The organism is Dyadobacter sp. OTU695, from assembly GCF_038440355.1.
In the GTDB taxonomy this organism is placed as follows: domain Bacteria; phylum Bacteroidota; class Bacteroidia; order Cytophagales; family Spirosomataceae; genus Dyadobacter.
On the sequence record NZ_JASATN010000019.1, the window covers coordinates 1 to 24,598 of the forward strand.

The 24,598-nt window shown below is 49.6% G+C and carries 16 protein-coding genes; 4 read left to right on the plus strand and 12 right to left on the minus strand.

What is annotated here, in order from left to right; translation table 11 throughout:
* Window positions 1–49: 49 nt before the first annotated feature.
* Window positions 50–1,198, minus strand: coding sequence for an FAD-dependent oxidoreductase (locus AAHB90_RS26105; protein ID WP_342088175.1), 1,149 nt, complete (start codon window positions 1,196–1,198; stop codon window positions 50–52).
* Between the two features lie 146 nt (window positions 1,199–1,344).
* Window positions 1,345–3,660, minus strand: coding sequence for a GH92 family glycosyl hydrolase (locus tag AAHB90_RS26110; RefSeq protein ID WP_342088176.1), 2,316 nt, complete (start codon window positions 3,658–3,660; stop codon window positions 1,345–1,347).
* Window positions 3,661–3,770: 110 nt separating this feature from the next.
* Here AAHB90_RS26110 and AAHB90_RS26115 point away from each other — a divergent pair, with 110 nt between their 5' ends.
* Entirely contained in the window at window positions 3,771–4,613 is an 843-nt protein-coding gene (locus AAHB90_RS26115) for an MBL fold metallo-hydrolase (protein ID WP_342088177.1), read from the plus strand.
* Between the two features lie 4 nt (window positions 4,614–4,617).
* Complete coding sequence (locus AAHB90_RS26120; protein WP_342088178.1) at window positions 4,618–5,376, plus strand: patatin-like phospholipase family protein; 759 nt, start codon at window positions 4,618–4,620, stop codon at window positions 5,374–5,376.
* Here AAHB90_RS26120 and AAHB90_RS26125 read toward each other — a convergent pair.
* The 4 genes from AAHB90_RS26125 to AAHB90_RS26140 form a co-directional block, all read right to left on the minus strand.
* Window positions 5,365–6,669 (minus strand): vanadium-dependent haloperoxidase, encoded by a 1,305-nt coding sequence (locus AAHB90_RS26125; RefSeq protein WP_446717932.1) that lies wholly within the window; start codon window positions 6,667–6,669, stop codon window positions 5,365–5,367. The genes AAHB90_RS26120 and AAHB90_RS26125 overlap by 12 nt on opposite strands.
* Window positions 6,670–6,682: 13 nt before the next feature.
* Entirely contained in the window at window positions 6,683–10,069 is a 3,387-nt protein-coding gene (locus AAHB90_RS26130) for a VCBS repeat-containing protein (RefSeq protein ID WP_342088180.1), read from the minus strand.
* 93 nt (window positions 10,070–10,162) lie between these two features.
* Window positions 10,163–12,037 carry a RagB/SusD family nutrient uptake outer membrane protein gene (locus tag AAHB90_RS26135; protein WP_342088181.1) on the minus strand — a complete coding sequence of 625 codons (1,875 nt, stop codon included), beginning with the start codon at window positions 12,035–12,037 and terminating at the stop codon, window positions 10,163–10,165.
* A 12-nt stretch (window positions 12,038–12,049) separates the two neighbouring features.
* The gene (locus tag AAHB90_RS26140) at window positions 12,050–15,190 is read right to left on the minus strand and encodes a SusC/RagA family TonB-linked outer membrane protein (RefSeq protein WP_342088255.1); all 3,141 of its coding nucleotides are present in this window, start codon (window positions 15,188–15,190) and stop codon (window positions 12,050–12,052) included.
* A gap of 587 nt (window positions 15,191–15,777) precedes the next feature.
* On the opposite strand from AAHB90_RS26140, the gene AAHB90_RS26145 reads away from it, so the two are divergent.
* Window positions 15,778–17,136, plus strand: coding sequence for a vanadium-dependent haloperoxidase (locus tag AAHB90_RS26145; RefSeq protein WP_342088182.1), 1,359 nt, complete (start codon window positions 15,778–15,780; stop codon window positions 17,134–17,136).
* A gap of 2 nt (window positions 17,137–17,138) precedes the next feature.
* Here AAHB90_RS26145 and nadB read toward each other — a convergent pair whose 3' ends face one another.
* The 6 genes from nadB to AAHB90_RS26175 all read right to left on the minus strand — a co-directional run bounded on the left by nadB (window position 17,139) and on the right by AAHB90_RS26175 (window position 23,536).
* Window positions 17,139–18,713 carry an L-aspartate oxidase gene (gene nadB / locus AAHB90_RS26150; protein ID WP_342088183.1) on the minus strand — a complete coding sequence of 525 codons (1,575 nt, stop codon included), beginning with the start codon at window positions 18,711–18,713 and terminating at the stop codon, window positions 17,139–17,141.
* A gap of 27 nt (window positions 18,714–18,740) precedes the next feature.
* A complete protein-coding gene (gene nadA / locus AAHB90_RS26155) occupies window positions 18,741–19,736 on the minus strand; it encodes a quinolinate synthase NadA (RefSeq protein WP_342088184.1) in 996 nt (331 codons plus the stop codon).
* Between the two features lie 154 nt (window positions 19,737–19,890).
* Window positions 19,891–21,312 carry an inorganic phosphate transporter gene (locus AAHB90_RS26160; RefSeq protein ID WP_342088185.1) on the minus strand — a complete coding sequence of 474 codons (1,422 nt, stop codon included), beginning with the start codon at window positions 21,310–21,312 and terminating at the stop codon, window positions 19,891–19,893.
* A gap of 87 nt (window positions 21,313–21,399) precedes the next feature.
* The gene (gene rlmN, locus AAHB90_RS26165) at window positions 21,400–22,452 is read right to left on the minus strand and encodes a 23S rRNA (adenine(2503)-C(2))-methyltransferase RlmN (RefSeq protein ID WP_342088186.1); all 1,053 of its coding nucleotides are present in this window, start codon (window positions 22,450–22,452) and stop codon (window positions 21,400–21,402) included.
* A 104-nt stretch (window positions 22,453–22,556) separates the two neighbouring features.
* On the minus strand, window positions 22,557–23,090 hold the full coding sequence (locus tag AAHB90_RS26170) for a CvpA family protein (protein WP_342088187.1): 534 nt from the start codon (window positions 23,088–23,090) through the stop codon (window positions 22,557–22,559).
* Entirely contained in the window at window positions 23,087–23,536 is a 450-nt protein-coding gene (locus AAHB90_RS26175; RefSeq protein ID WP_342088188.1) for a GatB/YqeY domain-containing protein, read from the minus strand. The genes AAHB90_RS26170 and AAHB90_RS26175 overlap by 4 nt, the downstream gene beginning before the upstream one ends.
* 336 nt (window positions 23,537–23,872) lie before the next feature.
* Here AAHB90_RS26175 and AAHB90_RS26180 point away from each other — a divergent pair, with 336 nt between their 5' ends.
* A complete protein-coding gene (locus AAHB90_RS26180) occupies window positions 23,873–24,592 on the plus strand; it encodes a pyridoxine 5'-phosphate synthase (RefSeq protein ID WP_342088189.1) in 720 nt (239 codons plus the stop codon).
* Window positions 24,593–24,598 lie beyond the last annotated feature (6 nt).

Below are 24,598 nucleotides of genomic sequence, written 5' to 3' on the forward strand. Positions count from 1 at the left end.
ACCCAACTGTCCCCCTGTGCGGCCCGGGCCGCTCAGGCTGACAGTTGTTTTAACCCCTCATTTCCGCCATCAGCTTCATCAATATCCCGACGGTTTTTTCGGTTTGCTCCTTGCTTGGCGTCGTGTCCCAATTACCTACAATACCGTTGCTGCCGATATAAATGCCATCTTTCCGGGCAATGAAGTTCGCGCCCTGCGTGTACAATTTGTAATTGATATCTCCCTGGGGAATCAGGCACGAAAGCTGCCCGGAAACGGGTGTCAGCTCCTGGTCGTTGAAAACCGGTTTCGCTCCCAGCCCCATGCAATTCACAACTACCTTTTCGGGCAATGCGTCGATATCTTCAAGCTTTTTGATTTCATGAATTTTCACCTTCCCTCCGAACATGGTAAAATCCTGCAACTGGTGCCGCAGGTAGGTCGGGATATTGAACATGATATTGGTCCGGCGCGTCACGTGGTCGGCTTTAAACGGGTGCTCCTTCTTTTCCAGCCGTACCCGCTCGGGTAACAGGCCGTGTATCTCAAAATCTTCGCCGCCTGCACCGGGCGTATAAACCGGTTCCTCTTTGAAAACGCCATATTCCTCCGCCCAACAGGCAATGTCATTCATTCCCAGCAGAAACTGGAATCTCCGGAATGAGAACCGCGTCGCGTCTTCCCATATTGCCTGAAATTCAGGTTTGGCGATCTTTTTATCACAAACTCTCGACGCGGGCGACCAGGTACCGGTAGCCAGGTTGCTAGTTATATTGGGCGGTACATCTTTGGTGTAAATGGTCACCTCGCAGCCGCTTTCCTGCAACAGCCGCGACGTCGCTATCCCTACCGTTCCGCAGCCCAGCACAGCCACTTTCTTCTCGCCCGTGGCCATCACATTCTTCCTCGCGATGTTGCCCGTACCCCACGACAACGACCAGCCGCTACCGCCATGGCCGTAGTTGTGAACGATCGTCTTGTTGCCCAGCTGCTCCACATCCAGCCTCGGCCCCGAGGCTCGAAACGGCCTCAAACCGACGGTTTCCTTCACAATGCGGTCCATCGAAAGGCGTAATTTGGGAATCTGGTGGTAACCCCGGCTGATATGAAAGTGTTTGTCGGGATACCTCAATTCGGTTCTCGGCGCACAGGAGGTCGCTACCGCACCTAATGCGAAGCTGGCCGGGATGGCTTTTTCAAAGAAATCTCTGCGGTTCATTGGGTTGGGAGTGAAAGTAATGGAATTGTGGAATTTAGCCACCAACCGTTATGAATGCAAATTTTATATTGCCGTATTAAAAAATATCAAAACATTCTTTTTTCAAACACAATTTTCACCACCCACATGGCTATTAGCAATGCACATCAGTTTTTGGAAAGCGAAAAAGGCATGTCGGCTTCCTGTGTCCCCCATTGCTTATTGGGCTTATCCCCCATTTGCAACACCAATGTCCCGCCCTTCAATAGTTCGCCATGGGTTAGGTAGGTCCGGGTGAAAGGTTTCCCGTTCAGCGTCGCCGACTGAATGTATCGCGCCTGGTCGGAAACGCCTTTTGCCTTGACGTTAAACTTCCGGTTCTTGCCCGTTTCTATTGAAATTTCTTCAAAAACGGGGCTTCCCAGTACATATTGGTCCGTCCCCGGTGCTACCGGGTAAAAACCGATCATACTGAATGCCAGCCAGGCCGACATCTGCCCACCGTCCTCATTACCGCTCAACCCGCCGACACTGGTATCGTATTCGCTCCGGATGATGGTGCGGGTCCATTGCTGCGTTTTCCAGGGTTGCCCGGCAAATGCATAGAGATAGGCAATCTGGTGATTAGGCTCATTGCCATGCCAGTAATGCCCCTGATCAAACAATGTATCGAGCTTGGCAGTGAAACCGCTCTTCCCGCCCATGATTTTTTGAAGTCCCGCGACATCCTGCGGTACAAACCAGGTGTATTGCGCAGGAGAACCCTCGGTAATGAAGCTGGCGCGTTTGGCAAACGGGTCAAAATTGGCAATCCAGCGCCCGTTGGCATACCGCCCACGCGCATAGCCTGTCGACGGATCTATTACATGCTGATAATTAAGTGCCCTGCTTCGGAGCTGGCCCGCATCTTCCTTCTTACCCAGGGCATCGGCCAGAGTCGACAGGCAAAAATCGTCGTACGCATATTCGAGCGTGCGTGATACCTGCTCGCGTTTGTGAAATGCCTGCCATACGCTGTCTTCCAACGGCACATAACCATATTGCAAATAGGACTTCAACGCCCGGCGCCCCTGCCCTGCCTCGTAGCTTTTGGCATTGGTATTCACTTCAAATGCATTTTTGCGCAAAAAGTTATAGGCGCTGTTCACGTCAAAGTTCCGCACATTCTTCGCATACGCATCCGCGATTACAGACAATGCGTGATCGCCGACCATCGCGGCCGTGTAATGGTTCCAGCAAGGAAAAATAGGCATCCAGCCTCCCTGCTCGGCCTTTTTTACAAGTGACTGCATCATATCCCCGGCACGTTTGGGTTCGAGCATTATTTCCAGCGGCATTGCAGCACGGAAGGTGTCCCACATACTGAAATCGCAATAATAATCGAAGCCTTCGGCCTTTTGCAGCGGAGTACCACCCGCAAATGAGGGATAGCTGCCATCGACATCGGAAAACAGTCTCGGTGAGAGTTTAGTCCGATATAATGCACTGTAAAAAAGTACCTTGTCATGCTCACTACCGGTAGCCTGGACCTTCCCCAACGCCTCATTCCATGCATCCTGCGACGATTTCCGGACGGTCTCGAATGTTTTTGTACCTAATTCCTTTTCAAGATTCGCACGCGCTCCTTCGATACTGGTGAATGACGTACCGATGCGAGCGATAACCTCCTGCTTCTCATCTCCGAAGCCTACATATGCCCCTAGTCTCTCCCGGTTGCCTTTGCCGGTAAGTATCCTTCCCATTGGCGTGATGGTATCGCCCAGCCACACACCTGACTGCATGAATTTCTTATCGAACTTTATAACAAAATACCCGCTGATACCCGCCGGCTGGCCCGCTCCCTGGTAAATCCGGTGAACCGGATTGTACCCCACAATCTCTCCACGCTCGCGAAGTACCTCCACAAAACCTTCCCCTTCATCGCTATTGGGTTCGATGATAATAAACGATTCCTCCCCGCTCCCGAATTTAAAACGCATGATGGCCGTCCGCGCCAGGGCAGTCACTTCCGCATTAATCTGAGAATCCTGCAACCACACACTGTAATGATCAGGTGTGCTTTGCTCCTTTTCGTGACTGAAAACGACGGCCCTTTTCTGGGGATCGGTAATGAGCTCTCCCGAGAGGGGCATCACCGTAAGCGAACCATAATCCTGCACGCATGAGCCATTCAGCCAATGTGTACCGCGAAATCCCTGGAATTTATTGTCGTTGTAGTAAAACGGTGCAATGCATTTGGTTTCTGTGGCGCGGGTTTGTGGCGTCCATTGGGTCATCCCATTCGGCACACCTGCTGCTGGGATCGTTTGCCCTTTCAGCTCGCTACCCGCCTCGCTGTGTGCTTTGGCGCTTTCCGTTGCCGATGGTGCGGTACCGATCATAGTTGCTACGTAGTCGACGGGCATTTTTTGTGCATAGGATTGATTATCAACAAAAAACGTCGACAATAACATGAAACTAACTGGGAGGAACGGTACGCGCATGGTTAGGTTTGTTAGGTATTCAGGGCGGAAGATCGAAAAAATAATGGTATGTTAGGTCGACAGAATGTTGATATTCCACTGATTTAGACGATTAAAATCCCACAAACCCTATGAAAATCCATATCATCGACACTGGTTTTTTCAAGCTTGATGGCGGGGCGATGTTCGGCGTGGTCCCGAAAGTGCTTTGGAACAAACACAATCCGGCCGATGAGAAGAACCTCTGTTCCTGGGCGATGCGGTGTCTGCTGATCGAGGATGGTGAAAAGCTGATACTGGTCGACACCGGGATGGGAAACAAACAGGACGATAAATTTTTTGGCCATTACGACCTTCACGGTGAAGCCACGCTGCATTCATCGATTGCCGAAAAAGGTTTCAGCCCTGCCGACATTACCGACGTACTTCTCACCCACCTCCATTTCGACCATGTTGGCGGCGCCGTGCAGTTCAGCCGCGACGGCTCGCGCCTTGAACCGACTTTCACCAACGCAACATACTGGACGAACGAAGCGCATTGGCAATGGGCTACCCATCCCAATCCCCGCGAAAAAGCCTCTTTTTTAAAGGAAAATATACTTCCCTTGCAGGAATCCGGGCAATTGCAGTTTATCGAAAACGGTCAATCGCCGTTTGAGGGTATCAGTCTGATCCATGTCGACGGACACACCGAGCAAATGATGCTGCCCGTTATCCGGTACAAGAACCAGAAGATCATCTATTGTGCAGACCTTTTTCCTTCGTCCTATCATATTCCCATCCCCTGGGTTATGAGCTATGACATGCGCCCGCTCCAGACAATGGCAGAAAAACAAAGTGTCCTCCAACAAGCTGTTGACGAACAATGCCTGTTACTTTTCGAGCATGATCCGGTTTACGAGGCTGCGGTTGTTGAGAATACAGAGAAAGGAATCAGGATTCGGGAGCGCGGGAGTCTGAGGGATTTTATATAGCCAAATGAAAATAGCACTAATCCTCTCAGGCGGGGGCGCGCGCGGGATCGCGCATGTGGGTGTGGCGCAGGCGCTGTGGGAACGTGGCGTGCGGCCGGATGTTATCAGCGCGACGAGCTCGGGGGCATTTGTCGGGGCATTGCTGGCGCATGGTTACGAACCGGCCGATATTCTCAAAATCATCCGGGATACGAGTTTTTACCCCTATTTAAGATTTGGAATCGGGGCTAATGGCTTGTTGCACATGCGAAAAATGGAGGACGTTTTCCGCAAATTCATTCCTGAAAATACATTTGAATCACTGAAAATACCGCTGGTAGTAACGGCAACCGACATTGTTTCGGGAGAAGAAGTGCGTTTCCGGAGCGGAGAACTTGCATTACCCGTCCTGGCGTCCTGCTGCATTCCCGGGCTTTTCAGTCCAATGCATTATCAGGGTCACGACCTGGTAGATGGAGGTGTTTTAAACAACCTGCCCGTCGAACCGGTGCTCGGCGAGGCAGATTATATCATTGGCAGCCATTGCAATCCCTTCAATCTGGATAAGCCACTGAAACGAACAACCGAAATCGTTTACCGCAGCCTCATCCTGGCCATGCACACGAAAACCAAAGCCCGTTTCGCGCAATGTAATCTGCTGATCGAACCGCCTGCATTGAGCCGGTTCAGTATTTTCGATTTCAGGAAAGCCGATCAGTTATTTGAGGTGGGCTACCGGTTTACGCTGACATTGCTTAATGACCACCAAATCCTACTTCCCTGACGCCAGCGTTTTGTTTTCAAGCTTCCTAACCACCCATTCCCCCACTTGCCGGCCCTGCTTCTGCCCGTTCTCAATCGCGTCCATGAAGTGAATACCACCGTAAAACCGCGACATCCCCGACTCCTCCGAAGCTGCGAGGAACGATTTGAACGGGCGGGCTTTGAGATTGAACCGCTCCTCAACCGTGTCGGTATATTCGAAATTATCCCCAAAATAATGGGTGAGAATAATTGCTGCCGCTGTCGAGATAACCGAATGACCGCTCAGATATTCCGGGAATGGCGGCGTTTGCAGGAATGGCTTCCAGGTTGGGTCGATATACTTGCGAATGGCTGTTTCTGGACGGATACGGTTACTCCGGTACTTCTCGTCCCAGCACGCCATAAAACCATCCATTAGCCCGATGGCAACAGAAGTATTGATTAGCATTGTTTTGGAAAAATCAGTTTTGGCTTTCCGGCAAGCAATGTCGGTAATGCCCATCCAATGCGCACCGGGAGAGATTTTTTTCATTCCTACCAATAAATGCCCTTTGTTTTCCAAGGCAAACGGGTTGCAGTCCCAGAATGCGGCGATAACACGATGTTCCGGCGTATTCTGATCGTCGTCGTAATTGCGTTTCATCAGCTTAAAAAACTCCGACTCTTTCGCTTCCGAAAATGCAACCGGGGCCGCCGGACGGAACTGTGAGGCCGAATCCAGCGTAAATGGCCGCACGGTTTTGAAATAGGGCTCTACCGGCGGGAAATAGCCCGGAGGCGTAGGGTACCAGGTTCCCGGGCCTCCGTGCGGCTCGTACCTCGGGAAATTGCTGATCTTGTTATAACGGTCTGCTTTGGCATACTTCAAAATCTGCTTGCTGACTGCCAGCGCATATTCCTGCGAACCCGCTATCACTTCGTCCGTAAAGCCAGCTTTCTTGCAGGAATCGATCAGGCTCTGCTGATACTTTTGAAGCAGCAAACCGCCGGAAGGCTGCATTTTCTTCGCCGTTTCGAGCATTGCCAGCGCGGACGCTAGCTGATAGGAATATTCCTTTACCCCGGGCTTTTCGATCTCAGGAAATTCATTCAGTACACCATGCATAGTGGGATACGCCTTATCGTTCGCGGCTACCACCTCATAGCCGGCCAGGCATGCATAGGAGTAGAAGCGGGCCCCAAGCGGCGGGTTCGTCACGTCATGCACCATTACATCGGTCATTTGCAACGTTATCTGGCCTATTACAGTAGGGTCGATCTCCTTCTTGGATTCATTTTTTTTGCAGGCCGTCCATGCGACGACCAACAACATCATCAGAAGAAGGTTATTGAACTTTGCCAATTTGATATGCTTTTATTTCCTGTTGATTAATTCCGAATAACAATTTATTTCCAAGTGGCAGTACACTTCTGACATCTCCCTTCAACCCAAAGCCCGACTTGTCCTGATGCACATATTCGAACTGTCCTTTGCCATTACCTTGCAGCAATATGCCATAATTGGCATCATATTTCCCGAAACGGAGCCTGGCTTTGCTGACGTTACCACAGAGCAATAAATCCTTTTTACCATCTCCGTTATAATCCAGCGGCGTAATGGTATAAACCGGCGATACCTGCACCTGTAATGGCAACACCTTCTCCGCAAACTTGCCGTTTCCTGATCTTTCAAAATAGGCTGTTTTCAGATAAGCCGCTTTCAGCTCTTTCGCTCCTTCCAGTTCTTCTTTCGTAAAAATGTCTTTCACCGTCAGGTCCGCGTAACTTTTATAGTCCTGGAAACGGGTACGCATAATGCTCATCTGATCCAGCATTTCGTCGCGGGTCACGTACGGATAGCTTTTCCCCTGAATATAGAAGCTCATGATCGGGTCAACAGAGCCATTGTCGTCGAAATCTTTGTAAACCATTTCCACGGGTTCGGCGTCGCTGGCTTTGCACTGTGTGTTGGTGCCCATATTACCAATCACGAGGTCGTCCTTACCATCGCCATTCAGATCTTCGACGAGGATTTTGTTCCACCAGCCGGTGTAGGGCTTATCAAAATATTCGGTGGTTTTGTTTTCGAGTTTACCATTAGTATTGATGAAAACACTCACCGGCATCCATTCGCCAACCACGATCAGGTCGGCTTTTTTGTCGCCATTCAAGTCCGTCCAGGCCGCGTCGGTAACGAGGCCAATGCGTTCGAGTTCTTTGGATATCGAGGCTGTCTGATCGGTAAACTTCCCTTTCCCGTCATTGATAAGGACATAGCTGCGCGGTGCCTCGGGATAGCGCCCGGGTATCACACGCCCACCCACGAAAAGATCAGGTTTTCCATCTCCATTGATATCCGCCGTGCGTACACAGCTTGCGCTCGTGAGCATTACCGGTAATGCACCGGTGCTTTTGGTAAAGTTGCCTTTGCCGTCATTGAGATATAACCGGCTTTGCAGCAACGGATCTTCGGGCATAAAACTCGCATAACCACCGCTGGCAACGAAAATATCCTGCGTACCATCGCCATTGGCATCGAAGAACAAAGCATCGGCGTCTTCACTTTGCTTATCTGCTTCGAATGCAGGCACCGATTTCAGACCGAACGCCCCGCTTTTTTGCTGGATGTATAACCTGGCCACTTCGCCGGTCGTACCGCCGATAAATACGTCGTCCAGACCATCTCCATTCACATCCCCTTTTCTCATGCAAGGATTGGAGAATGAAATCGGATTGATCAGCAGCGGCTGACGTTTGAAATCGTTTAGTTTCACTGTCGGGCTCTTGTAGGCAATCGGAGAAGCGACAGACGCGAACAAAGGCGTAATGGGTTTGCCTGCTTTCGCTTTCTCCCTGGCATTTACCTCAGAAAGCGTCAGCGTCGCATTTGCTTTCGGGTTAATCACCTTTTCCTGCCTGCCGTTTAGCCAGGTTACCACCAACGAATCAATAGCACCCTCCTTGCCCAATCCGAAATGCAACACCGGCGACACACTCGACTGGTACCCGCGGGTCGGCATTTGTTCGAGGTATTGCTGCTGGCCTTTCTGGTATATCGTCACTTTCGCTCCCAAACCGAGCGTATTCTGCCCATTTCCGGTAAGTTTTATTTTGAGGTAATTGTTTTTCAAATGCTTGTCGCCGTCGTTCTGATAAATGAATGCGGGCTTATTGATATTGTTTACGACAAGGTCGAGGTCGCCGTCGTTATCGAGGTCGGCGTAGGCTGCACCTCCAGAGTTGGAAATTTCTCCTACCCCCCAGCTGTCGGCTACGTTGGTAAATGTGAGGTCTTTTTTATTTTGAAACAGGTAATTCTTCATATTCGAAGAGGGCATCTGATATACCAGTTGCAGCACGTCTTCCCGCTTAACCTGCCCCTCAATGCGTTTCAAATGGTCGCCCATGAATTTCACAAAATCCATGTTGGTGAAGTCGCGCAGGTTACCGTTTGTAATAAAAAGGTCCTTCCAGCCGTCGTTGTCATAATCGGCAAACAGCGGAGCCCAGCTCCAGTCGGTATTGGAAACACCCGAAAGCTGGCCTATCTCGGAAAATACAGGACGTTTCGTGCCTTTGCCCAGCCCTTCATTCAGTTGCAGCATATTGCGCATATACTGATGATGAAAGCCCATTTTGACATTAAAATCAAACAATTCGTAGTTATCCAGGCCCGTCAGTAGTTTCTGGCGACGGTTATCCTCTGGAAGCATATCAAGCGTAAAAATGTCGGGCAGGCCGTCGTTGTTAAAATCGGCAATGTCGTTCCCCATCGAGGAATGCGAGGTGTGACCGATGCTCGCGTCAAGCACGTCAGTGAACGTGCCGTTGCCATTGTTGATATATAGAAAATCGGGGACCGAGTAATCGTTGGAAATGTACATATCCTGCCAGCCGTCCTGGTTGACATCGGCAATGCCGATGCCCAGGCCGTAGGTCAGCTGCGAGCTGTGAATGCCCGCTTTTTTAGTAATGTCCGTAAAATGCGGCGTGCCGTTTTGCGGATCGTTGCGAAACAGCCTTACGCCAGTGACAGGGTCTTCTTTTTTCAGGATATCCGCCGTGCTTGCCTCATCGAGGATCGGAAGGGCTTTCGGATTATGGTTAAGCAGGAACATATCAAGGTCACCGTCTTTATCAAAATCGAAGAATGCAGCTTGTGTGCTGTTGCTTGAAATGCCCAGACCATATTGCTCTGCCATTTCTTCAAACTGCGGAACTCCCTGGGTATTGTTGCCTTTGTTGATAAAAAGCTGGTCTTTCAGGCTCTCGGGCGATACCGCGCCGGAGTAGCAAACGTAAATATCGAGTTTGCCGTCGCCGTTTACATCGGCCATCGTAACACCGGTTTTCCACGGACGCTCGCGTCCTCCCACCTGCGCAACGGCGGTGATGTCCTCGAAAGTCATCCCGCCCTTGTTCAGGTATAATTTATTGGGCACCATGTTGCCGGTGAAGTAAATATCGTCAAGCCCGTCGCCATTCACATCGCCCACTGCTACTCCCCCTCCATTATAAAAGTATTCGTACATCAACACGTTGGTATTTAAACCTTCTGTCAATGTATTGGCGAAATCAATCTTGGTTTTTTCGGCCGGCAAAAGGGTAAAAAGCGGTGGCCCGGCGGGACCTTTCTTTTCTTCTTTGGAATCGGAGGATTTGTCACAACCGGAAAGTACCAGTCCAGCGATCAGAACAATGCTGCCTGCTTTCCAGGGCCATATTTGCTTCATGACAGGAATGAAGAGTTTAAAAAGGAGTAAAAAAAGAAACTATGCCTTGTAAGCCAAGGCATAGTTTCAGTAAAATTAGTCAATAAAATATAACTATTTATCGTAACCCGGGTTTTGTACCAGTTTTGCGTTACGGTTGATTTCATCGCGGCTGAACGGACGGAAATACATCTTGTCGACCCAGGTGCGGTTTTCGTGAGACTTCTCTTCTACCGGAGTATAAGTATAGTCGTAAACCGTTGGATCATAGTGATATGGTTCCTTCATCGATTTGCCGGGCTTGAACTTGCCGATCACATTGATATACTGCAAAGGACGGCCCAATGTGGTCGAAGCGACCATCCAGCGACGTGCATCGTGGTAGCGTTGCTCCTCATAAGCCATTTCAATGCGCTTTTCGTGACGATAAGCTTCTTTCAACGCAGCACCCGAAACTTTCAATGCCGGCATACCTGCACGGAAACGGATTTTGTTCAACCATTCCAGCGCAACAGCTTCTTCTCCTACTTCGATGCTTGCCTCGATATAGTTGAATACGTTTTCTGTCACACGGAAGAACGGCCAGGGGATATTCTGACGGTCGGTGTTGTCATACAACGACGGGTTCGGATCGATGAACTTACGCATGTAATAACCGGTGCGGCTTCCGTTCCAGTCTTCGATCGAGCTACTGCGGGTATCCAATCCTTTGCGGTTAAACAATGTACCTTTGTCGTCCAGGAGGTCATATGCACCGGTCTGGATTTGGTTAGCAGGATCTTTCGCATCGGAAGGACGTGGTTTCCATGTCGCGCCATCATACATAATTGTTGCGTAGAAACGTGGGTCACGGTTCACGTACGGGCTCGCCTTGTGGGTAGGGTTAGTCCATGAGAACGGCGTGCCGTCCATCATTTCGTAGTCATCCACCAGCGTTCCGATCGGCGTGTTACCAGCCCAGTTGTGGTAGCCATTAGGACCGTTGTTCAAGCCGGTCTGGCGTGCACCTTCGTTCTGGCTTGGCGTGAAATAGCGTCCAAAAATGATCTCGTTCGCCGAAGCGTCGAGGGATTTGTCAGCACTGGCACCCGCCATAGCAATCGAAATATAGTTCAGACGTCCCTGCTCAGCCGTTACGGGAGCAGTCAGGTTCAGCTTGTAACCAGCGCCACCTGCGTCGAGAGCAGCCTTTGCCGCAGCCTGGGCAGCGGTCCAGCGAGCTTTGCGGTCACCCGAAACATATCCCAGGAATTCAGGATTCGGGAAGGCCGCGATTACGGCCGATTTTGCCTTTGCAGTAGGGATGTCATGCAAGTCGCTTGCAGCATACAACAAGATCCGTGCTTTCAATGCCAGCGCAGCAGCTTTGGTAGCGCGGCCTTTTACCAACGTTTTGCCATCGAGCAAGAGTGCAGCACTGTCGGCATCGCTTACGATCTGCTTCACACATTCATCAAATGTATTGCGGGAAACGGAGTAATCTTCGTTCAGCGCATACACTTTCTTGATGATAGGCACGGCACCGTAATAGCGCACCAGTTGCTGATAGTAATAAGCACGCATGAAGTACGCTTCACCTTTCAGGCGCCCCTTCAATGTTTCGTCCGTAAACGTCGCAGTAGTGAGGTTTGTAAGGGCGATGTTGGATGCGCGGATATACTGGAACATCTGGCTCCAACCGTAGGTTGCATCCACCCAACCGAGGTTAGAAGGGCTCAAACTGCCTTCATTCACGGTATTGATGTTACGGCCTGTGTGGGTAAATACAGCTTCATCGGTAAGTGAAGCGAGCATCTGCTCACTGAAACCTCCCTGCTGAAGACCTGCATAGATCCCGGTCACAAAACCTTCGGCCAAGGCCCCATCTTTCCACACCGCGTCGGTAGGGATTTCGGTCGGCGGCGTTACATCCAGAAAGTCTGTATCGCACGACGTAAGTCCCCCGGCCAGCAATGCTATTAACAATAGACTTTTATATCTCAATTTCATATTTCTTATTCGTTAAAATGCTAAACGTACACCTGCGCTAACAACTCTTGCCTGCGGATAGTACTGACCACTGTTGGTAGTCGCTTCCGGATCCCATACCTTGATCTTGTCGAAAGTCAGCAGGTTCAATCCGTTCACATAGATTCTCAGGTTGCTCAAACCGATTTTCGAACCGATTTCCGATGGCAGGTTATACCCCAGTTCGATGTTTTTCAAACGCAGGTAGTTGTTGCTTTTCAGGAAGTAGTTGTTGATACCTGCCTGACCTGTGTTGGTGTAGTAACGGTTGTTACGGTTAGTCAGACGTGGGTATTTATCGGTCGGATTATCGATCGTCCAGCGGTGATCGTAGTCATATTTCAGGTAGTTACCAATGTCTCCGGATTCTGTCAGACCTACGATCTGAAGACCTCCCAACGTACCCTGGAACAACATAGCCAGATCGAATTGTTTGTAACCAAGGTTGATCGAAGCACCACCTGTAAACCATGGACGTTGTACTTTTTCAGAACGGATACGGTCGTCACCATTGATTTTGTTGTCACCATTCACGTCTTTGAACTTCATATCACCAGGGCGAAGGTTACCTGTGATCGGGCTGTAATCAAGCTTGTTGGCATCGATTTCCTCCTGGCTCTTGAATGCACCATCGAATTGGTATACAAGGAATGAGTTATAAGGCATTCCGGTCGTTCTCTGATAGGAAGGAGCGCCTGGTGTTTCGTCCCAGTAAGTGATTTTGTTTTTAGCATAACCACCATTCACACTTACTGAATACGTGAAGTCACCGGCATTACCGTCGTAGCTAACTTTGAACTCCCATCCTTTGTTTTGCAGCTTACCCAAGTTTTGAGGTGGAAGCTTGCCATCGATACCAGCCGACGATGGAGTTGAACCTACTTTCGGGATCAGGATCTTCGAACGGTTGTTTACGAAATAGTCAAACTCGAATGAAAGCTTGTCGTTGAACAAGGTACCTTCGATACCGAAGTTGGAGTTGTTCGCAACCTCCCAGGTGAATGTAGGGTTCGCAACACGGCTTTCGAGCAATGTTTTGGCCACCTGATCATTGATAATGTAGCTACCGAAGCCCATTGTCGACAGATATTGGTATTCCGCCAGTGTTTCTGTTCCGAGGAAGTAAGGTTCAGCACCCATTTGTCCCCATGAACCGCGCAGTTTCACATTGTTCACGTAGCGCGAAATGTTGTTTTTCCAGAAGCCTTCTTCCGAAATACGCCATCCTGCCGATACCCCCGGGAAGAAACCGAAACGGCCTTCTTTCGGGAATACATAAGAACCATCGACGCGCCACAGGAACTCAGCCAGGTATTTCTCCTTGAAGTTGTAACCTGCACGACCGAAGTAGCTCAAACGTGCTCTTCTGTACAAATCGAAGTTGTTCATATCCTGCTCAGCCGTTCCACCCGCGAAAAGTTGGTCAACTGCTGGTGAAATGAAGTAGCGGCGGAATGCGAAGAAACCGTCTGCATCTACTTTCTCACGCTGGGCACCGGCCATTACGTTGAAATTGTGACCGTCGATCGATTTTTCGTAGGAAACCTGGCCGGTCAGCTGGATGGACAATTCTTGTGAAGAACTTTCTCTCAAACGTGGATCTTTGAATGTAGAACGTACGGTTCCGGTCAGGAATGGTGTTTTGCCATCAGCCTCGTAGGTCTTTTTGTCCCAGAAATACAATGTCCACGGGGTCTCGAAGTTTTTCTGACGACGCAGTTGCTTATCGATCGCAGCCATTGCATTGATTTTCAAGCCTGGTACACCTGGCACCTGAATTTCCAGACCTCCATTGGTTTGGATGTAATCTCTTCTGTCGTTGTTATAGCCGGTTGTATTGGTAGTGATAACCGCAGGGTTCTGACCGTTCTCGATATCAGGACCTGGACGACCGTCCGGCCAGATAGCAATTTCGGTTGGTTTTCCGCGCATCAACATACGGAAGATCGCACCGGCACTGTTTCCACCACTGGGGAAGTGACGGAACTCTTCACGCAAAGTCACACCCAGGTTTGCAGTTACGTATTTGTTGATCTTCGTATCGAGGTTCAAACGCATGTCGTATTGCTTGTAACCTGTCGCGGAATTCACATAGTAACCATCCTGATTGATGTGGCCAATCGAAGCAAGGTATTTGATGTTTTCGCTACCACCGGTCAATTGCAGGTTGTGGCGTTGCTGAGGAGCCCATTTGCGGATCACCGAGCCATACCAGTCTGTGTTCGGGTGCAGGAACGGATCAGAACCGTCACGGAACTTCTTCATGTCATCCGGATTAAACACGGCGTTGATCACGTTTCCGTTGTCCGTTCTGGTGTATGAACCGTTGGTATTAAATCCTTGCAAAGCACCTTGCCACTGCCCAACAGGCAGGTTGTCATAGATTTGCAATTCGTTACGGATCGTAGCGTATTCAGCTGCATTCGACATTTCAGGGGTACGGGTCGGTTGCGAGACACCCAGGTTCATGTCATAAGAAAGTTGTGGCTTGCCCGACTTTCCGCGTTTGGTGGTGATGAGGATAACCCCGTTACCCGCACGCGAACCGTAAATCGCAGCCGCTGCATCTTTCAGTACCGAAATACTTTCGATATCGGCAGGATTGATACGGTCGAGACCGCCGGAACGGTTAGGTACACCATCCACTACAATGAGTGCGTTGCTGTTACCCAATGAGTTGGTACCACGGATACGGATTGCAGAACCGTCATAACCGGGCTCACCGCTCGATTGTACGGCAGAAATACCAGGCAGACGACCACCTAGCGTGTTAGATAAGTTGGCAGCGGGTGCCTTTTGAAGCTCTGCACCTTTTACGGCTGTTACCGAACCCGTGAGGGTAGCCTTTTTGGCAGTACCATAACCTACTACAACCACTTCTTCAAGTGCTTTGGTGTCGGCAAGCAAGGTCACATCGATGATGCTCTTACCGCCCACAGCAACCTCCTGTGTCAGGTATCCGATAAAAGAGTAGACCAGCGTGCCATTTTTTTCCGCGTTCACTGTATAAAGCCCCTCATTATCTGTTACTGTGCCTGCAGTGGTTCCCTTCACGACAACGCTAACGCCAGGCAGCGGTTGTCCCTGTTCGTCTTTGATCTTACCCTTGATGGTGTTCTGGGCGAATGCACCCATGACCGTCACCAGGGCCAGACAAAGAGAAAAAACACTTCGTGATACAGCACGAGGCGTCCATCCAGTAGAAAATCTCATAGATTAATAGTTAGATTAAAATTTTTATAGTAAGAATGTTTGCTTAACCGTATAAGCACGGAACGTAGAGTCGGGCAATGATTTTCATTCCGAAAATCTGCCGCGGCGGGTGAATTAAAGTGTAGCTAGGAGAATTCTTTACATAGTGTAATTTTAGTGATTAGGGTGAGTACTTTCATCGATAAGAGTTCAGGATCTCAAACAGTGTACATCTAACACAATCTCATAAATATACTCCTTTTATATGTAAGAGAAGTACCAGAATGCTTGATTTACTCGCTTGATTGTACAAAAAGATATTAATTTTTTAACAAAAAAAAGGTTTCCCGGTTAATGAATATGCATTCTTAAAAAATAACAATAAATAGTAGTACCCATCGAACATTTTTTATGATGTAGTGATATATAAGTTACAATAAATCATTCTTTTGTACAGAATTATCATCAAATTCCCATTTCTTGCTATATTCGTAAAGCATTTCAGTTACAAAAATTCCCATCGAATCCGAATGAAGTTCCGTTTACTCTCCTTCTTATTTATTTGCTTCTTATACGGGTGTAAAAAAGAGTCTTCGCCCGACGAGTATAATGCAAAAGCGGCCGACCCTAAGTTTTTTCACGAAACGGCTACGCACCTTACCGATGTCATTATCCACGATATATTTAAGCCACCGGTCGCCAGCCGCATTTACGGCTATTCATTCCTTGCGGCCTATGAGGCGTTAAGCCCTGGCTACAAGGACTATCAATCACTTGGAAACCAGCTTGTTAAATTCAAATCACCACCCAGCCCCGACACATCCCTGGCCTATTGCTTTCCGCTGGCGAGCATCAAGGCATTCACCGTCGTGGGCAGAACACTGACCTTTTCCGGTAACATGTGGGACGCCTACGAGAAGGGACTTTTCAAGCAGTTTCAGGAAATGGGAATCCCGGAAGATGTGTATGAACGCTCTATTGCATACGGCGACACCGTAGCGAAGCACGTATTGGCATATTCGGCTAAAGACCACTATAAAGAAATACGCGGTTACCGCTATACGGTGACCAATAAACCGGGTACATGGGTACCCACCCCGCCAGCCTACGCCGACGCCTGCGAACCTATGTGGAATACCGTCAGGACTTTTGCCATGGACTCGGTGACACAGTTCCGCTGTCCACCACCCGCAAAATACGACCTCGCCAAAAGCAGCAAGTTCATGCAGCTTGCCATGGAGGTTTACAATATCGGTAATAATCTCACCGAAGAGCAGAAAGCTACTGCGTACTTCTGGGACGACAATGCGTTTGTGACCAATGTTGTGGGTCACGCCATGTTTGCCAACAAAAAAATGACTCCCGCCGGTCACTGGATGGCGATCGTGAGAACCGTGGCATTGGATAAGAAACTGGACCTGATGCAATCGGTTGAGGCGTATACGTTGGGAGCACTTTCGATTTACGACGCATTCATTGCCTGCTGGGACGAGAAATACCGGACTGTTCGCATCCGACCCGAAACGGTGATTAACAACAATTGGGACCCCAACTGGCGGCCGTTCCTGGAAACCCCTGCATTCCCCGAATACGTCAGCGGGCACAGCTCTATTTCAGCTGCATGCGGCGTCGTACTCACTCATTTGATCGGTAGTAATGTCGCTTTCACCGACTCGACCGAGAAAAAATACGGGCACGGCGTTAAGTCATTCAAATCTTTCGAAGAAGCCTATTGGGATGCATCCATCAGCCGCGTATATGGAGGTATTCACTACCGCGACGGCGTCGAAGAAGGAACACATCTTGGGCAGAAGGTCGGCGAAAACGTATGGCAGCGGGCGGTAACCCGCCGGAGCCGGAACGTTCTCGCGCAAAACCCGAAACCCTGAAATTACACGTGATCGGCATTAAAATGGAGCCCGATGTTCTCGCGTCGGGCCATGGCCATTTTAATGATCAGGTAGGAAACCGAGATCATATTGCGCAGTTCGCATATAGCCACTGAAACCTTGGATTCGCGGTATAGTTCTTCGTGCTCCTTATGCAGAAGTTCGAGACGGTCGTAGGCGCGTTTCAGACGGCGGTCGGTGCGCACGATGCCCACATAATTGGACATAATGCTGTTGAGTTCGCGTGTCATTTCGGTTACGAGTACCTGCTCTTCCGGATGCGTAGTACCCGAATCGTCCCATTCGGGGATATGCTGCGGGATTACCGCGTTTTCAAAGTTGGCAACGGTACTTTCGTATGCCCGGTGCCCGAATACAACCGCTTCCAACAGGGAATTGGACGCGAGGCGGTTGGAGCCGTGCAGGCCGGTGCAGGAGCACTCCCCTACGGCATACAAAAACTCGATATTGGTCTTACCCCACTCGTTCACGCGCACGCCCCCACACATGTAATGCTGCGCGGGCACGACGGGAATCATGTCTTTCCGCACGTCCACGCCTTGCTGCAGACAGTACTCGGTGATATTTGGAAAATGCTCCACAAACTTGTCGTAGTCGCAGTGCCGGACGTCGAGATAAACGTGGTCGACACCGTTTTTCTTCATCTCGGAGTCAATCGCACGGGCAACAATGTCGCGCGGGGCCAGTGACAAGCGGCTGTCATAGTTTTCCATGAATGTGCTGCCGTCTGCCCTTTTTAATACTCCTCCAAAACCGCGTACTGCTTCTGAAATGAGGAAAGAAGGTTTCTGGCCGGGTTGGTGGAAGCTCGTGGGGTGGAACTGGATAAATTCCATATTATCACAAATGCCTTTGGCACGGTAGGCCATCGCGATCCCGTCGCCCGTCGCGATAGTCGGGTTGGTGGTGCTTTGGTAGATATTACCGATGCCTCCGGTGGCGAGCAGGGTAGTTTTAGCTAAAAACTTTTCCACTTCTCCTGTCCGGCGGTTCAGCACATAGGAGCCGAAGCATTTGATATCTTCACGGTAACGGTAAACGGTTTCGCCCAAGTGGTGCTGGGTGATCAGTTCCACCGCATAATAATGGGTAAAAATCTGGATGCTTTTGTGCCGGTTCACCTCTTCCAGCAGTGCCCGCTCTATTTCCGCGCCGGTAATGTCCTTGAAATGCAGGATCCGGTGATCGGAATGCCCGCCTTCTTTCGCCAGATCATAGTCCCCGTCCTTTTCCTTATCAAAGCGTGTTCCGTAATCGATCAGTTCCTGAATGCGTTCGGGGGCCTCGCGCACGACGATCTCAACAATATTCCTTTTATTGACCTCATCCCCCGCATCCATCGTATCCTGAATATGCTTTTCAAACGAGTCGGACTCGGCCCAGACTACCGCAATGCCTCCCTGGGCATATTTGGTATTCGTTTCATCGGCCTGGACCTTAGTGATCACGGCAATGGAAACTTCCTCTTTCAATTCGTCGAAATGGCGGGCTAATTTGGCTGCGTAGCTTAGTCCGGCAATTCCCGAACCGATAATCAGAAAATCAAACTGGGGCATAATTCAGGAATAGGGTTAAATCGGGTGTCAGATGCCTTTGCTCAGTTCCAGCATTCGTGCAACGGAATCATAAGCTTTGAGGCGGATATCCTCGGGAACAAAGATCTCCGGCTGCTCATAGTAAAGTGCATTATAGACCTTTTCGAGGGTATTCATTTTCATATACGGACATTCGGAGCATGCGCAGGTATTGTTATCAGAGCCGGGAGCTGGTATCAGCTTTTTGTCAGGCACCGACTGTTTCATTTTGTGCAAAATACCGGCCTCAGTCGCAACGATAAATTTATCATGACTTGATTCCTTCACAAATTTCAGCAAGCCTGTTGTAGAGCTCACGAAATCCGCCTGCTTCAAAATATCCTCTTTACATTCCGGGTGGGCGATCAGCAATGCATCGGGGTTCTCTACACGAAGCTGGGCCAGTTTCTCCCTCGAAATATCGATATGCACAATGCAGGCGCCGTCCCAAAGCACCATATCACGCCCGGTTTTGTGGGCAACATAGCGCCCCAGGTTCGCATCCGGCGCGAATATGATTTTCTGATCCTTCGGCAAGCTCTCCACGATTTGCAATGCATTCGACGAGGTACAAACAATGTCAGTCAGCGCCTTGATCTCCGCGGAGCAGTTGATATAACTGATCACGATATGATCGGGGTATTGCGCCTTGAATGCTGCAAACTTATCGGCAGGCGCCGAGTCAGCCAGGGAGCATCCCGCATTCAGATCGGGGATTACTACCTTTTTGTTGGGGCTGAGGATCTTGGCCGTTTCACCCATGAAGTGCACGCCGCAAAAAACGATCATGTCGGCATCGGTAGCGGCGGCCTGCTGCGAAAGGCCGAGGCTGTCACCGATATAGTCGGCCAGGTCCTGGATTTCCGCGTCCACGTAATAATGCGCGAGAATTACCGCATTCTTTTCTTTTTTCAGGCGGTTGATCTCCGCAACCAGATCGATATCCTCCGCGATCGCCTCCGTCACATATCCGTAGCGGTTAACCTGCGCTTCAATTGTAGTCATTATGGTGAATAATTGGCTTTTATTTAACACTAAAATCCATGCCGAATTTACGATATTAAACCAATGAAAAGCAAAGAAAGTGCGGCCACCGTATTAAAACGAAAGCCGCCGGGAACAGTCCCGACGGCTTTTCAATATAGTTAAATCTTGTTTCCTACAACACCCAACGGAAGAATGCATAGAGCGTTCCGGAGAGCAGCATCGTCACCGGGAGGGTTAGTACCCAGGCAATCACTATGTTACGAATCGTGCCGCCTTGCAGGTTTTTCACACCCTTGCTGGCTACCATGGAACCCGCAATACCTGATGAAAGTACGTGGGTCGTACTTACCGGAAGACCCAGGGATGACGACACTCCGATCGTGCTCGCGGCCACCAATTCGGCCGAAGCACCTTGTGCGTAAGTCAAATGCTGCTTACCAATCTTCTCCCCGATCGTTACAACGATCCGCTTCCAGCCTACCATTGTTCCGAGTCCCAGTGAAAGTGAAATCATAAGGATAACCCAGTCCGGGGCGTAGTCCGTATATCTTCTGATGCCATGCTCACCACCCGATTGCTTTTTCAGGAATGCGAGATCGGTTGCATTGAGGTTAGCCTGGCCGTTGTCGAGGATCGTTTTAATATTACGGCTCACGAGTAACAACGAACGGCGCGCTTCCATACGCTCCTCTTTTGGAAGGCGGTGCTCAGGCAGCGGATGATCGATCTGCTTCTGCAAATGCGTGATCTCGGATTTAATCGTATGCAAATGCGCGCGATCCGAAATGGAGAGGCGCGTGGAATCGATTGTATTCACTGCCCGCTCAATACCGATCAGATCAGCCTTCATATCGATCGGATCCTTGGAATTATCCAACGCAAAATGCGCAGGAACAATACCGATCAGGATGAGCATGACAAGTCCTACACCCTTCTGGCCGTCGTTAGAACCGTGGAAAAAGCTCACCAACGTACAAGTCGTGATCAGAATGGCGCGTATCCACATCGGCGGTGCCTCGTTTTTCTTGGGTTCGCTGAAAACAATTTCGCGGAGTGGCTTGGACAACGATCTTCTCAGGATAAACATAATGATGATCGCCAGCGCAAAACCAAAGATCGGAGAGGTCAGAAGCGACATGAACAGCTCTTGCGCTTTTGTCCAGTTGACACCGGTACCCTGGGTATTTTCAGGCATTAATGTAAAGGCAAGACCTACGCCGAGAATTGAGCCGATCAGCGTATGGGAACTGGAACTCGGCAAGCCGAAGTACCAGGTACCAAGGTTCCATATAATCGCGCTGAAAAGTAAGGCAAAGACCATCGCGGCACTATGATAAACGTTCTGATCGATCAGAAGCTCCACAGGAAGCAGGTTTACGATACCCATGGCCACGGCAATACCGCCGAAGAATACGCCACAGAAGTTCATGAAACCCGACCAGATCACCGCTACATTCGGTTTCAGAGAATTGGTATAAATAACGGTTGCCACCGCATTGGCGGTATCGTGAAAACCGTTGACAAATTCGAATGCACAGGCCGCTAAAATACTAAACGCGAGGAGGATGAAAATGTCGGTTTCAAGACCAAACATAAAAGAAGTTGATAGGTTGAATTATTGACGCAAAACTACTTATAAACGACCGACCCAATGTTAAGAAATTGTTAAGTCGGACCTGTGTCAGTTTGTTTCTTTGTTAGCCAGCTGCCCGCAAGCGGCATCGATATCCTTTCCCCTGCTCCTTCTCACGTGTACCGAAACCCCTCTGTCTTCCAGGAAAGCGGCAAATTTATCCAGTCGGTCGGCTTCCGTATTTTTAAAATCGGCTTCCGCGATCGGGTTGTATTCAATGATGTTCACACGTGCCGGAACGCGTTTGGTGAACTCCCAAAGCTCCTTCGCATCTTGCAAAGTGTCGTTGAAATTATTAAAAACAATATACTCGAAAGTAATGCGGTTGCCTGTCTTCTTATAAAAATAGTTCAATGCCTCGGCCAGGTTATCAAGCGAATTCGACTCGTTGATCGGCATGATCTGGTTCCGCTTTTCATCATTGGCCGCGTGCAGCGACAATGCAAGTCGGAACCGCACCTCGTCGTCGCCGAGCTTTTTGATCATCTTCGCAATGCCCGCCGTTGAAACCGTAATGCGTTTGGGCGACATATTCAGCCCTTCCGGTGAAGTAATGTATTCGATGGATTGGAGCACATTGGCATAATTCAGCAACGGCTCGCCCATTCCCATATATACAATGTTGGTCAACGGCGCGTTGAACGTCTTTTCGGCCTGTTGCGCAATCGCCACCACCTGATCGTAGATTTCCCCGGCTTCGAGGTTACGCTTGCGGTCCATATAACCCGTTGCGCAAAACTTGCATGTGAGCGAGCATCCAACCTGGCTGCTCACGCAGGCGGTCATGCGGTCGGCGGCGGGAATGAGCACGCCTTCCACGAGGTTTCCGTCGAAAAGTTTGAATGCGGATTTGATCGTGCCGTCGTTGCTGTGCTGTTTTTTGGCAACATCGAGTGAATGGATGAGGAAATGCTCGTTCATCAGCTGCCGGGTGGCGAGCGAGAGGTTGGTCATTTCGTCGAATGAATGGGCTGATTTTTTCCAGATCCATTCGTATATCTGTTTTGCCCTGAAAGCCTTCTCCCCGTGTTCAGTCATCCAGGTTTTGATCTGGTCGACGCCAAGTTTACGGATGTCCTGCTTTTGTTCTGTCGTAGTCATTTTAATCTGTCATCTGTCAAACACACAGGGCATTCAACTGTAATTTTCTGCAAAGGTACTGAAAGTCAATAACGAATGCTTAACCGACACGGAAATTTGAAAGTTCAATCTTCGAGGTAATCACGTTTCCATTCGCTGATAATGTCGGTACCTTTCGGCATCAGCGACAATCCTTTGGTGATCACGGTAGGTGCTACCGGCACCACAAGCGGGTACAGATAAGTGTCATCTGTGCGGTGGGCGGGGATTTTCACGCCGATCGCATTCACCAGCCAGAAAAACACGCTGATACCGAAAACCCAGGTAAAAACACCCACCATAGCACCCGCGAAACTATCAAAAGTGCCCAGAATAGAGTACCGCAGCGACCGCCGGATAGTGTATCCGAATTGGTTCAGAAGAAAAATAGTAGGAAAGAAAATCGCCGAAAAGCCTACATAAGGCAGGATTTTCCGTGCGACGCCCTCACTAAAATACGGTGTGAGGATCTCCATCCCCAACCCCAGGAATTTGAAACCCAAAACCATAGCCACCACCATGCCCAGAATCCCGATGATCTCGATCAGCAGACCTTTGCGGTAACCATGTAATGCGCCCCAAAGCAAGGGAAGGAGGATGAGAACATCCAGTAATTTCATGCGAGCAATGCCTTAACCAGCGTGGAAACGACACGTCCGTCGGCCTGGCCGGCGAGTTCTTTGGTGGCTACACCCATAACTTTGCCCATATCCGAAGGCCCAGCCGCCCCTACGCGAGCGATGATTTCCTGCAATTTGGCTTTCACTTCGTCCTCGCTCAATTGCTTTGGCAGAAACTGCTCGATCACAGCCAGTTCCGCTTCTTCTTTTTCAAGCAAATCCGCACGGCCCTGTGTTTTGTAAATATCGGCCGATTCACGGCGTTGCTTGGCTGCTTTTGTCAAAAGTTTCAGTTCATCTTCCGCAGAAAGTTCCCCGCTGGCGCCGCCTTTGGTTTCTTCCAGCAAAATCAACGACTTAATGGCGCGTAATGCACGCAATGTATCCTGGTCTTTGGCGCGCATCGCGTCTTTGATTCCGGATTCTACTTGGGTTTTTAGAGACATTGTTACTTAATTTTGAATGATTGAATGATTGAATGACTGAATGATTGTGACTAATGAGTAAATCTTTGGTCAGTGCTAGTCACGCATTGTCATTCGGTCATTTGTTGTCTTTTATATTGATTTAGGCTAAAATTTATCGGTTTCGGTGTATTTATACACTCGAATGTTAAATTTGTAGCTAGCTGGCAAAGTTAGTAATTCACTTGAAAACTCATCTCTAAGATTCAAAACTCACACTTCGCTCCGGCGATCCGGTCACACAATCAATGACCCATTGACAATACCTGACTTTTAATATTCACACATTCAATCATTCAATCATTCAAAATTGAACACATGACCCGTCTAAGCGTCAACATCAACAAGATCGCCACCCTTCGCAATTCCCGTGGCGGTGACAATCCCAATGTATTGAAAGTAGCGCTGGACTGCGAACGGTTCGGGGCGCAGGGCATTACCGTACACCCGCGGCCCGACGAGCGGCATATCCGATACCAGGATGTGTACGATCTCCGGGACCTTGTAACCACCGAGTTCAATATCGAAGGCAACCCGTCGGAGAAGAAATTCGTGGAGCTGGTACTGGCCAACAAACCGGATCAGGTAACGCTCGTACCCGACGCATTGGGCGCCATTACTTCCAACGCAGGCTGGGACACGATCACCTACCGCACGATCCTCACCGACCTGGTAGGCACATTCAAATCGGCAGGCATCCGCGTTTCGGTATTCGTAGATCCCGATGAAGAGATGGTTGAAGGGGCAAAAATTTGCGGCGCCGATCGCGTAGAACTTTACACCGAGCCCTTTGCAGCCGGTTATTTTGAAAACCGCCAGAAAGCGGTGCTTCCCTTTATAAAAGCAGCTGAAAAGGCCCGGGAAGTAGGCCTCGGCCTGAATGCCGGCCACGACCTCAGCCTGGATAACCTGCATTTCCTCAAACAATGCATTCCCTGGCTCGACGAAGTGTCGATCGGCCACGCATTGATCTGCGATGCATTATATATCGGATTGGAAAATACGATCCAGATGTATCTGCGGGAGTTAGAGTTGTAATAAATG